Annotated in this window: 9 protein-coding genes and 1 pseudogene; 3 read left to right on the plus strand and 7 right to left on the minus strand. The window is 65.0% G+C overall.

Translation table 11 applies throughout. From position 1 onward, the window contains the following. Positions 1–98: 98 nt before the first annotated feature. Positions 99–788, minus strand: coding sequence for a 2-keto-4-pentenoate hydratase (locus tag LRS10_RS18275; RefSeq protein WP_257817786.1), 690 nt, complete (start codon positions 786–788; stop codon positions 99–101). Between the two features lie 193 nt (positions 789–981). On the opposite strand from LRS10_RS18275, the gene LRS10_RS18280 reads away from it, so the two are divergent. Beyond that, positions 982–1,812, plus strand: coding sequence for an IclR family transcriptional regulator (locus LRS10_RS18280; RefSeq protein ID WP_257817785.1), 831 nt, complete (start codon positions 982–984; stop codon positions 1,810–1,812). 270 nt (positions 1,813–2,082) lie between these two features. Here LRS10_RS18280 and LRS10_RS18285 read toward each other — a convergent pair whose 3' ends face one another. The 6 genes from LRS10_RS18285 to LRS10_RS18310 all read right to left on the minus strand — a co-directional run bounded on the left by LRS10_RS18285 (position 2,083) and on the right by LRS10_RS18310 (position 10,410). Continuing rightward, the gene (locus tag LRS10_RS18285; RefSeq protein WP_257838492.1) at positions 2,083–2,223 is read right to left on the minus strand and encodes a hypothetical protein; all 141 of its coding nucleotides are present in this window, start codon (positions 2,221–2,223) and stop codon (positions 2,083–2,085) included. Between the two features lie 248 nt (positions 2,224–2,471). Then, positions 2,472–5,639, minus strand: a complete 3,168-nt coding sequence (locus tag LRS10_RS18290; RefSeq protein WP_257838493.1) for a TonB-dependent receptor domain-containing protein — start codon at positions 5,637–5,639, stop codon at positions 2,472–2,474. Positions 5,640–6,568: 929 nt separating this feature from the next. Continuing rightward, positions 6,569–6,997, minus strand: coding sequence for a PaaI family thioesterase (locus LRS10_RS18295; RefSeq protein WP_257817783.1), 429 nt, complete (start codon positions 6,995–6,997; stop codon positions 6,569–6,571). 27 nt (positions 6,998–7,024) lie between these two features. Next, positions 7,025–8,155, minus strand: coding sequence for a nitronate monooxygenase family protein (locus tag LRS10_RS18300; protein WP_257838494.1), 1,131 nt, complete (start codon positions 8,153–8,155; stop codon positions 7,025–7,027). A gap of 60 nt (positions 8,156–8,215) precedes the next feature. Then, a complete protein-coding gene (locus tag LRS10_RS18305) occupies positions 8,216–9,841 on the minus strand; it encodes an NAD(P)/FAD-dependent oxidoreductase (protein WP_257838495.1) in 1,626 nt (541 codons plus the stop codon). Beyond that, on the minus strand, positions 9,838–10,410 hold the full coding sequence (locus LRS10_RS18310; protein ID WP_257838496.1) for a TetR/AcrR family transcriptional regulator: 573 nt from the start codon (positions 10,408–10,410) through the stop codon (positions 9,838–9,840). The genes LRS10_RS18305 and LRS10_RS18310 overlap by 4 nt, the downstream gene beginning before the upstream one ends. 277 nt (positions 10,411–10,687) lie before the next feature. Between LRS10_RS18310 and LRS10_RS25280 the strand changes: the two are divergent. Continuing rightward, positions 10,688–10,978, plus strand: a pseudogene (locus tag LRS10_RS25280) (acyl-CoA dehydrogenase family protein); the annotation flags it as partial. A 328-nt stretch (positions 10,979–11,306) separates the two neighbouring features. Further along, complete coding sequence (locus LRS10_RS18315; RefSeq protein ID WP_257838497.1) at positions 11,307–11,810, plus strand: acyl-CoA dehydrogenase family protein; 504 nt, start codon at positions 11,307–11,309, stop codon at positions 11,808–11,810. Positions 11,811–11,832 lie beyond the last annotated feature (22 nt).

Raw genomic sequence — 11,832 nt, forward strand, 5'->3', positions numbered from 1 at the left:
TCGGCGGCAGGGTGGCCAGATTGATTTCCTTAGGATCTTAAACATCAGATCCGTACCAATGTTGCCGGACCCGATGATCGCGACCTTCGTCTGTACGCTCACGCCGCTACTCCGTACTTGAACCCGCAATCGCCGAGGCCGCCGATGGAGACCCCGACTGAATCCCCCGGCGCGAGCGACACCATCGGCCCAAGCGCGCCCGTCAACACCAGGTCGCCCGCGCGCAACGGCTCGCCCCTGGTCGCGAGCGTGCGCGCCAGCCATGCGGCGGCGTTGAGCGGACTGCCAAGGCAAGCGGCGCCAACCCCCATCGAGGCCACCGCGCCATTGACCTCGAGGATCATTCCGCAAGTCCGAAGATCGAGATCTCGTAGGGGGATACGTTGCCGGCCCAAGACGAAGAATGCTGAAGACCCGTTGTCTGCCACGGTGTCGGCGAACGTTATCTTCCAATCCTCGATACGACTGTCGACTATTTCGATGGCAGGTGAAATGTGATCAACGGCCGCGACAATATCGCCAATGCTTATGTCTAACCCGTCCAGATCCCTGCCCAAAACAATGGCGATCTCCGCTTCCGCTTTCGGCTGAAGAACCTTCTTCGGGTCTAATTCTCCGCCATCGATGATTTCCATGTCAGAAAACAAAGCCCCGAAGTCAGGTTGGTTGACGCCGAGTTGCTTTTGCACAGCTTCGGATGTCAGACCTATCTTCTTGCCGATGATCCGGCGGCCGGCCTCTACCCAGTAGCGGGTATTGAGGCTCTGGACGGCATAGGCGCCTTCCATGTCCGACGGAGCAAGGCCGTCTCGCAGGGGCGGAACAGGCCCCCGATCGTAGGCCTGCCGCAGACGCGCGGCCAAGTTGCCAAATGTCTCAGACGCCATTTGGGCGTCCCTCCCGATTTTGTGTTTTGTTGGGGCAAGCGTAGAGCTCACAGGCATGGACCAGCAATGAGTGCGGAACAGGGAGTCCCACATCGTGAGAACGCCAAGCGAGGCCCCATGGTCTCAGGATCACACGAGCGGCGCCGCAGCTCTGGCGAAAGCGCTGGATCTGTGGCTGCGCCTTACGGCCGAGCCCGACCGATCTCTCCGCGAGGTCGCGGCGGATCTGCGGATTCCAGCTTCGACCGCCTATCGATTGATTTCCGTCTTCGAGAGCCGAGGCCTTCTTGCGAGGATTGGTTCGGGGAAATACGCGGCCGGCGGAGCGGTGGCACAGGTCGCGGGGCTGACGGATTTCAACAGCCTAGTAGCGGCGATGAGCCGACCGATCCTGCGCAAGTTGGCGTCTCAATTAGCTCGCACCATCCATCTTGGCGTACTTGAGGAGGATATGGTGACATACCTGGTCAAGGAGGGCGTGCATTCAGAACTCCTGTTCACACGGGAAGGTATGCAACTCGAAGCGTATTGCTCTGGTATTGGAAAGATCCTCCTGGCCGATCTACATGAGCAACGCTTATCCCAGTATCTGGGTAGTGGAGAATTTGTGGCTTTAACCAAGCATACGATAACATCGCCTGATCAGATACGTGAAGAACTTGAGACGGTTCGCGCATTGGGCTATGCCTTTGACAATGCCGAAGTGGACGAGGATTTGTACTGCGCCGCCGTGCCCGTGCGAGATGGCAATGGGCGTGTCGTAGCGGCAATCTCGGCTTCCGGTAAGAACACGCGCTGTGATGATCTTGGTTTGATCGAGGCGCTTAAGCAGAGCGCCGGAGAAGTGTCGGCGCGCCTGTTGGCGCTAGGCGCGGTCTTTTCACGACACATCGACGATCGAAATGGCTCTGTGGCCGCTGAGTGAACTGATAGATTCCCGCGAGGACCCCGACCGTTGGTCCCGTCTCTTGAGCCCTTGCATGGCTCGTTGAGGGTGAAGATGCGTCGCCGGTCCACCCAGTAGTCCGCGAGCGTCAACGAGGTGATCGCCCACCTACATTCCATGTGTGTCGCACTCATCGGCTACATGCTTCCAAGGCCCCTTGGCTGCCAATCGGCGCGGCGATCCGGCGAAGCCCGACCGTTGCCGCCCGACGGGTGGACGCAGCCAGCGCACATAGATCGTGGCCGTGGCTCAACGCGTCCGGCAGGTGAACCACCAGTTGAAGACTGCCAGCCGCAAGCTGCCACCCTCGTGAAACAGCTTGGCCGACCCGAAGCGATGCCGTCCCAGCAGCATCACGCGGGCGATGCCGTGCCTGGAGATGTGTGTCATGCCTGTTGGCGCCATGTGCCATCGACCGGCTATCCCTGGTCCCGCCTCGCCGTGCACCTCCACACGCACGCCAACTTCGCCTGGGGGCAGGCGATCGGCGTCCGGGCTCAGCGGCCCGGTGGGATAGACCTGAACTAGGGGCAGCTTCACAGTGAATCGCGCCGCCGCCTCGAAAAACGCCCGCTGAACGGAACACCGGAAGCAGGAGCGCCGCTCGCCAGGGAGCGACGCCCCTGCGGATCGAAGCCCTAGAATGTCTTTCTGATGCCGACCTCGACCACACGGCCAAGCGGGTTTCCCGAGGTGTAGTCGTAGTTGTACTGGCTCGGAACGTACGGCGGGTCCTTGTCGAAGACGTTCTGGATGCTCGCCGTCACCACCGAGTCCCACGGCGCTTCCCAGCGCACGATCAGGTCGTGCTGCCAGAAGGCCTTTGACTTGCCGACGGGCAGGAGGTCGCGCCCAGCGCACGACGTGGAAGCGCCCGCGCAGGCCGCCGCGCCCGTTGTCGCGGCCGAATTTGGGACGGTGACGAACAGCGGCGATCCGAAGGCAGGCGATGTGCCTTCCGAGAACCGCGTCTGCCAGCGCACCGAAAGCGGCCCCTTCACGAACGCCGCGAAGGCGTTGGCCTTGAGCTCGGGGTAGGAGAAGAAGTCGTTGATCAGGTCGGACAGACCTGCGCGGTCCTCCTCAGGCGAGATAGGGATGTCTGCGCCGAGCATGGTCACTTCGCCGCGCTTATATTCGATCAGGTAGGTGGCCTCGCCTCCAACTGCCCAATGGCCATCGAACCAGCCGTCCCAGTCGTACTGCGCGCGGAACTCCACCCCGGAAGTATCCGTCGTCGGGCCGTTGACCACAAAGCTGCGGAGGCGGGCCACGTTCGCCGCGCCGCAAGCGCCGGCGAACGTAAAGCGGGCTTGCAGCGCTGCGAAGGCCGGATTTCCGCAGTTCACGTTGGACGCGCCCGGGAACATTGTGGCGTACAGGCGAGCGCCACTTTCCTCGATGATCTCGTCCTTGAACTTGAAATTAAAGTAATCGACGGTGGCGGAGAAGCCGCCGAGATCCAGGATGGCGCCGACATTGAAGGTGTCGGCCTTCTCGGGCTTCAGGTCGGGATTGCCACAGCTCTGGAAGGCGCGGTAGGCGCTTCCGAGCACGCGCACGCCATTATTGCAGTTGTTGCCAACCAGGCCCGGCCCGGGCGCCCGGAAGGTGGTGCTAGCCGTGCCGCGCAGCGCAAGCCAGTCGACCACCTGCCATTTCAGGGCCACCTTGGGGTTGGTGGTGGAGCCGACGGCGCCTTGGTAGTCCTCGTGGCGGATCGCGAAGTTGACGTTGATGGCGGCCGTGACGGGGAACTGCAACTCAGCGAAGATCGCCTTCACATTCGCGTCGTCGTCGCGGTCGGAATCGGACCCGAAGAACTGTAGGGGCCCACTTTCATCGGCGCACGCCGGGCGGTCCGGGCATGGCGTCTCCGCCGAATTGAAGAGGGCGCCGTACTTCCGAATCTCCTGGGTGTAGCGGTATTGCGCGCCGGCCGCCCAGGCCACGGGGCCGCCGGGAAGCTCGATGCCGCTTTCGCCCGAGAAGACGACGTCGGCCACGAGCAGCCGGTTCGTCAAGACATTGGTGTAGTTTCCGTACAGCCAGGCGACCACCTGCGGGTCGTTCGCCACCGACGGGTTGAAGAACGGATTGGCCGCGCCATTCACCACGCTTGTGGCGACGCCGTTGGTGAACGGATTGAAGTAGTAGCACCCCAACGCGGCGTTGCCGGCGCCGGTCGTGAAGTTGGCGGTCTCGGCCGCGCTACAGCCGCCCGGATCGTCTGCCTTGGCCCCGAAGCCGCGCAGGGCCAGCTGGATATTGCGGACCAGGAGGTCGTTCGTGTTCGAGGTGTTCTTCTGCTCCATATAGGTGAGCGCCGTGTCGTAGTTGACGCTTCCGAACACCTTGCCCTGGAAGCCGCCCGAGACGCGGAAGCCGTCGTTCTGGATCGACTGGTGGTCGGCCTTGTCGGGGTTGAGCGGATGGCCGGCGAAGGCGATCGCGCGCCAGCCGAGCTGAACGATATCCACCCCCCGGGCGCCCAGGGGCGCGCCAGGCTGGGCGCCGACGCTGCTGTTGGCGGTGGCGCGGATCGCCGCGCATTGCGCGGCGGTCAACGGCGCGGCGCAGCTGTTCAGCAAGGCCACGAGGCCCGGGTGGTTGGCTGGAATGTTGTACGGAACTGAGAAGTTAGGGCCGTTGGGAGCTGTCGGCGAGAATGACGTGCCGCCCGCCGAAACTGGCGACGGATATTGGGCAGTCAGGTTCGCAGGCGAAATCCGCTGGACCGGCGTGTCGTTCTTCGTCCAGGCGACTTCCCCGCGGAAGGACATCGTCTCCGAAAGATCGAAGTTCACCTCACCGTAGAGTTGGTAGTGGTCCTCCTCATTGACCAGGTCGTTGAAGTTGGAGAACTGGAACCGGCACGTGGAACTGAATGTCGCTGGATTCTGCGGCCCCGTCGGCACCGCGACCGTGGCTGTGGCGCCCTGTCCTAGCGTGCCGTTCAGCGGATTCTGGTAGGTCACGTTGTTGGTGAGGACGCCGCCCAACTCCTCGCAGCCGTTATCGCGGAAGAGGTTCGCTCCGGCGAGGAACAGGCCGGGGTTCGACGCCCCGGTCCAGCCCCCTGCGCCTGCATAGCCGCCGAAATCAAACGACCGGAGCGCCCAGTCGCGGTCATGGATGTCAAGCCGCGAACGGTGGCGGTACCCGCCAGTGAGCAAGACGTTGCCGTTGTCGAACTGCTTGCCCCACGCCGCGTCGAGCCGGTAGTCGCCGTCCGAGCCGTCGATGAAGGCGTATTCGGCGCTGACCTCGAGGTTGTCGAGATCCTTGCGGGTGATGAAATTCACCACGCCCCCGATGGCGTCGGAGCCATAGGTGGCCGCCGCCCCGTCCTTGAGGATCTCGATCCGCCCGACGGCGGCGGTCGGGATGAAGTTGAGGTTGGCGCCGCCGCCTTGGAAGGCGGCTACGGGGCTGTCAGCGAGCCGACGGCCATTCATCAGGGTCAGCGTCCGTGCCGCACCGAAGCCCCGCAGGTTGATCGTCGCCGTCCCCGCGCCGCCGTTGTAGCGGTTGCTCTCGCCCAGCGCCGATTGCGACGAGGTCACGTTCTTGACGAGCTGGACGACCGTCGGCGAGCCCTGCTCCTCCAGGTCCTCTGCGCTGAGCACGTCGACGGGCAGGGCCGCGTCCTCGGGCGTGCCGGCGATAAAGGAGCCGGTCACGACGACTTCCTCCACTTCGGCCGGTTGGCTGGTCTGGGCCTGGGCGTCCGCCAAGCCCGCGCCCCCGAAGGAGATGGCGATGGAAAGTATCGAACCACCGAATAGGTGACTACGCCTGGTCAAGATAGACTCCTCCCTGTTTTTTCTCACTTCTTTGATTGTGTCTTCTGAGACCGTGCGGCATGGAAGCCGCCGAAATACGAACTGAGTACGATGAAAGGCCGGAGGCTGCGCATTGCAGCGCCCCGAAGGTCCGTGTCCGAAGCCAAGGTACGCGCGAAACGCTCGACACCTTCGCGTCCTCCAGTCGCGACGATGCTGCATCTTCGGCGCAGCAGACGGGACATGTAATCTTCGTTGCTTTAGCTTCGCCGCACTTTCCGGGTCACGCAATGAGAAAAGCGGGGCTGTGAGCTGCGCCGTCGGTGCGGCGGCGAAAAGCGCCCGCGACCAAGGGAGACACGAAGGGGACCTGCGCCGCCAAGGCCGATCTTCCGCGGGCCGAGTTTGCGCTGTATGTTACAATCGTATTTGGCGGTCTGAGCTGCAGCGTTGGAAATGGGGGATACAGGGTGAGGTTTCTGAAAGCATCTGTCGGAGGGCTCCTGGCGACGCTCGCAATCGTTGCAGCCGGCCAGGCCGCTGAGCCGGTCGTGGCGCAGCTTGAAACCGCGCTCAACGAGCCCTTAAAGATCGTCGCTGGCGGCGCTGTGTTCAATTGTCAGGACGCCCGCTGCGTGGCTCGGGCTCGGACCAACCAGACACTGAGCGTAAGCGCCTGCAAGCAACTCGCGAAGCGGGTCGGGGTGATCACTGCGTTCGGCGACTCTCGCGACAAGCTTCCCCCAGAGAAGCTGGCCGCCTGCAGACCCAACCGCTAGCCAAGGCGTCAGAACTCACTCGGGCGGTGACGGCTGCTATCCTCTGCCGGCGCTCAGCTCGGCTAAACGCTCATCGGTCGCCCACGAACTGCGGATGGTGCAGCCGGGCGACCGCCGGTCATCTGCCGGAGCCGCCCGGGCGGCGGCGGGTGCGCTGGCCTTTGGGTCACGCTATTCGCCCGTGAGATAGACGCCGCGGCCGCTGGCGTATAGGTCACCGCCAGCGCTTCGCACCATGCTTTCGGCCACTGACAGCCGCCGCCCAACCTTCACGATCCTTGAGGATGTGAGAATGGGCCCAGCGGTCGCCGGACGGTGATAGTCCACCGAGAGTGTAGCGGTCGCGGTGACCCGATGGCCGTGAACCAGCAGGACGTAGAACCCGGCGAGATCGATCAACGAGGCCAGAACGCCCCCATGGACGGAACCGATGCGGGGGTTGGAGACAATCTCGTCCCGCCAGGGCATCGCGAGTTCGAGGCCGTCGTCCGAGAGTGCCACGATGTCCAGGTCCAGCCAGTTGTGAAAGGGGGCGGCCCGCAATGCCGCCTGCCAGGCCTTGACAGGGGCAGCGCCAGGCAGCTCAGCGTCATCGGTCACCGCACGTCTCCCCAGCCCATCGCCCACTCAACAGAACTGACCGGCTCGCGTGAGGCTCTCCTCCGCGCTCCTGACGAGATCCTCCAGCACTTCACGCGCCGGACGTATCTGCCGGATCAAGCCGAGCCCCTGGCCAGCAAAGCCAGGCGCGATATCCTTGCGTTCCGCCTGGGTGGCGGCTGCGAGAACCGGTCCGGAGATCATCGACTGATAGGGCATCGGGAGGGGCTCCTTGCCGGCGTCGACCCAGGCCTGCGCCCACTTGTTCCGCACAAGCCTCGCGGGCTTGCCGGTCACGGACTTCGACACCACGGTGTCCGTGTCGCCGGATTCCACAAGGGCTTCCTTCTGGAACTGATGGATGCCGGCTTCCTCGGTCGCGAGAAAGGCCGTTCCAATCCAGGCGCCTTCGGCGCCAAGCATCAGCGCAGCGGCGACCCCCCGCCCGTCGGCGATACCGCCCGCACCAAGGACCGGCACGCGGCCCGCGAGCGCATCCACGACCTGCGGGATGAGCGCCATGGTGCCGACCGGGGAGTTATGGCCGCCGCCGTCATGACCTTGTGCGACAACCACATCCACCGCGGAAGCCGCCACCTGCAGAGCGTGCTTCACTGAACCGATGACCGCCATGACCTTGGTGCCGTTCTCGCGCATCCGCTCCATCCACGGGCCCGGATTGCCAAGCCCGGCGGCATAGACGGGGACCCTCTCCTCGACGACCACCTCCATCTGCTCCTCGAAGAATTCCTTCGAGAAGAACATCGGCCCGCCTTGCCCGTCGGCGTTGGACCGCCGTGGCGGCCGCGCCACTTTCGTCAAGCCCTCCTGGCGCATGAACTCGTCCGCGAAGGATTGGTATTCGCTCGCGAGGTCCAGGGGCGACGGCTTCCCCGGCCCCGCGGTGTCCCTCCCATCGCGCCGCACCGACGCCGGCAGAAGGGTGTCGACACCGAATGGCTTATCGGTGAGGGATCGAACCTCGCGGATCCACTCGCGCAGTTCCTCGCGCGAGCAGGCCGCCGCGCCCAGCACGCCAAGCCCGCCTGCATTCGAAACCGCCGCCGCCAGCCGCGGGACGCTGGCGCCGCCCATCCCGGCGAGCACGATCGGATACTGAATGCCGAAGATATCGCAGATGCGGCTATGAAGGGGCATGGGTGACTCCTGTCTGCGAGGGAGCAGTCGACGAACCCTGCGTTCGCCGATCCAACCGGGTCATGTCCGCACCACCCGCCTTGAGGCGCGGTCCGCCGATCCCGAGAGACGGAACCCGCGGTATCCGTCCGCCGCCACGGTGTTGCAGATCTGTCGGTAGTGGCCGCCGACGTAGGGCATGAAGACCCGCGGCTTTCCGGGGATGTTCGCCCCGATGTACCAGCTGTTGGCCTTCGGGAAGAGGGTCTGGTCGGCGGCCTCGTTGACGTTGCGGACCCAGTCCTCTTGGGCCTGCGGGTCGGCCGCGATGGCATCGACTCCGTTGGCGTCCAGCCACGCCAAGCAATCGGTGATCCATTCGACGTGCTGCTCGCAGCTGCTGATCATGTTGGACAGCACCGAGGGGCTGCCCGGACCGGTGATGGTGAAGAAGTTGGGGAAGCCGGCGACTTGCAGTCCCAGGTATGTCTTGGGCCCGTCCCGCCACCCCTCGGACAAGCTGAACCCGCCCTCCCCGCGGATGTCGATGTTCAGTAGCGCCCCCGTCATGGCGTCGAAGCCGGTGGCGTAGACGACGGCGTCGACCGGATACTCCTGCGCCTGCGCCTGCAGCCGCACCCCGGCCCGCGTGATCGCCTCGATGGGCGCCTTGCGCAGGTTCACCAGGGTGACGTTCTCCTGGTTGAACACCTCGTAATAGCCGGTGTCGACGCAAATGCGCTTGGCCCCGATTGGATGATCGTCCGGCAGCAGGGCCTCGGCCACGTCCGGGTCCTTCACGATGTCGCGGATCTTCTCGCGCACAAAGTTCGCCGCCGCGTCGTTCGCGATCGGGTTGGTCAGTAGGTCCGCCAGCGCGCCGAGGTAGCCGGCGCCGCCGATGTTCCAAAGCTCTTCGAACCTGGCGCGCTGCTGTTCGGCTGTTAGGCTGCGAAACGGGCTGCCGCCGGCGATCCCCGCCGTGCCCTCCAGCACCATCTGCCGGTAGGCCGGGTACTGCTCCCAAAACGCGGCGTAATCCTGCTCGGTCAGCGGCGCGTTTCGGGCCGGGACGCTGAAGTTCGGCGTGCGCTGGAAGACGTAGACGTGGTGTGCGGTCTTGGCGATTTCGGTAATCGACTGGATGGCTGATGAGCCGGTGCCGATCACCGCCACCTTCTGCCCCTCAAAGGTGACCGGCTCGTGCGGCCACGTGCCGGTGTGGAAGGTCCGGCCCTCGAAGTTGTCCTCGCCGGGGATGCCCGGCGCGCGAGGCATCGACAGGCAACCCGTCGCCATGATGCAGAAGCGGGCGGAGACGCGATGACCGCGGTCCGTGGTCACCGTCCAATGGCGGGCAGCCTCGTCCCAGACCGCCGACGTCACCTTGGTTTCGAAGGCGAAGGCCCGCTTCAGGTCGTATTTTTCCGCCACGAACTCGGCGTAAGCCAGGATTTCGGGCTGGGCGGCGTACTTCTCGCTCCAGCGCCATTCCTGCTGCACCTCGGCAGACCAGGTGTAGGAGTAGAAGAGGCTCGGGATGTCGCAGCGCGCGCCGGGATAGCGGTTCCAGTACCAGGTGCCGCCAACGCCGCCCGCGGCATCGAAGCCCTGGACGGTCATGCCGAGCTGCCGCAGCCGATGGACCATGTAGAGGCCGCCGAAGCCAGCTCCAACCACCACCGCGTCCACCGCGTCAGTGCTCACAGGCCTTCCTCCCCCGGCCCTGGCGCGCGCACGGGCAAGGTTTTGGCGCCCACGCCCGCGAGAACGACCTCGACGATCGAGTCGATGAAGCCCTCGATCTTCGCCAGCATCGCCTGACGAAGACGGCGGGGCGTCGTCCGGACGTGGTTGGTGACGCCCCCGACCACCAGATCCATGATCAGACCCGGGTTGACTGATGCGGCGAGCTCGCCCCTGGCGATCGCTCGCCGGATGATGTGCCGTCCCTGCGCGATGGTGGCCTCCGCATAGGGACGCAGGAACGCCAGGAGCTCGGGATGTTCGGCCAAGTCCAGGCTGATCCGTGGATGCGCACCGCTGAACGGACCCGTGAGGGTTTGAGCCACCATGCGAGCGAGGGCCCGCAGATCTCCCTGCAGGTTCCCGGTGTCGATTTTCGTGACGGCGAGCCAGCGCGCCTCGAAGGTCTGCCTCAACAGTTCGCCACGGCCAGGCCACCGGCGGTAAAGGGACGCTTTGCCCACCCCCGAGCGACGGGCCACCGCCTCGAACGAGAAGGCGGCCCAGCCGCCCTCCGCATAGACGGCCATCGCCGCGTCGAAGACCCGCGCCTCAATCGAAACGTCTCTTGGCCGTCCGCGGGCGGGCGAATCTGCACTCGACGCCAAAAGGCTCAAAACGTCCGCTCCGGATCGCCCATTCCTGTTTTAGACGAGAACCGTCCGATAATTCCGGCGCCACGTCAACGCGCCCCTCCAATAGCGTCGCCATGTCGCGGCGCAGGGGTGCAGCCGAGGACATCAAGCTTGCCGAGCAGTCCTCAATGCTATTTTGTGACGACGGTCGTCTATAAATCAGGCGTGAGCTATGCCGGCTTTGACCATCGAGGAACGCTCGGCCCTGAGGGCGGCCATTGGCAGGCTCCTGGATGACAGGAGCACGCTCGCGGATGTTCGGCGGGTCATGGATAGCCGCGAGGGCTATGATGCCGCTCTGTGGCGTGAGCTGGCCGCTTTCGGCCTGCTCGGATTGGTGATCGACGAGGAATACGGCGGCGCAGGCGCCGGACCCGTGGAACTCGAGTTCATCATGGAGGAAGCTGGCGCGGCGCTGCTTTGCGCGCCCTTCCTGTCGAGCGCGGTTCTGTGCGCGGAGCTTCTACGCCGGCTGGACGACGCCGAAGCGTCGGGCCGACTTCTTCCCGAGATTGCCGCGGGCTCTGTCATCGCCGCAGCCGCCCTGACGGGGCCCCGGGGGTGCTGGACACCTGATGGGGTCGCCGTGATCGCCAGCCCTGACGCCGAAGCCTGGCAACTGGACGGTGAGGCAGCCTTCGTCATCCACGGACACAGCGCAAACGTGCTGCTCGTGGCGGCGCGATCCGCCGGCGGGATCGATGTCTTCGAAGTGGATCCCGGCGCAAGCGGGGTCAGCCTGAAGTTGCTTCCGACTTTCGATAGGACCCTGCGGCTCGCGAATCTGACGTTTGACGGGCGCCGCAGCCAGACGGATCGGCGAGAGCGGCAGGGGCTGGCAAGCCATCGAGGCAGCGCTCGATCTCGCCCGCGTGGCGATCACCGGCGAGCAGGCCGGCGCAGGTCAGCACGTCCTTGCTTTCACGGTCGACTACGCCAGGACACGTATCCAGTTCGGACGGCCGATCGGCAGCTTCCAGGCCATCAAACATATGGCTGCGGATCTTCTCCTGGAGTCGGAAAGCGCCATCTCGGCGGCCCGCTATGCCGCCACCCAACTCGCGGCAGCGGCGCCCGACGCCAAGGCGGCCGTGGAGCTGGCGGCCTTCGCCTGTTCCGAGGCCTTCGTGAAGATCTGCGCCGATGCGATCCAGATGCACGGCGGAATCGCCTTCACTTGGGACCACCCGGCTCACCTCTACCTGCGCCGGGCTCGGGCCGACGCGCAGCTGTTCGGCGCGCCGACCCTCCACCGCGACCGCTACCTGCGAGAACTGGAGGCCGCCGATGGCTGACGACGCCGCGCGCTCCGTTGCG

This window comes from Phenylobacterium sp. J426 (assembly GCF_024699945.1).
Taxonomy (GTDB): Bacteria; Pseudomonadota; Alphaproteobacteria; order Caulobacterales; family Caulobacteraceae; genus Phenylobacterium.

Excerpts from the sequence above, each read along its gene's own strand:
- LRS10_RS18275 (WP_257817786.1), bottom strand. The coding sequence starts at position 788 with ATGGAAGGCGCCTATGCCGTCCAGAGCCTCAATACCCGCTACTGGGTA.
- LRS10_RS18285 (WP_257838492.1), bottom strand. The coding sequence starts at position 2,223 with ATGACACACATCTCCAGGCACGGCATCGCCCGCGTGATGCTGCTGGGA.
- LRS10_RS18310 (WP_257838496.1), bottom strand. The coding sequence starts at position 10,410 with ATGGCCGTCTATGCGGAGGGCGGCTGGGCCGCCTTCTCGTTCGAGGCG.
- LRS10_RS18300 (WP_257838494.1), bottom strand. The coding sequence starts at position 8,155 with ATGCCCCTTCATAGCCGCATCTGCGATATCTTCGGCATTCAGTATCCG.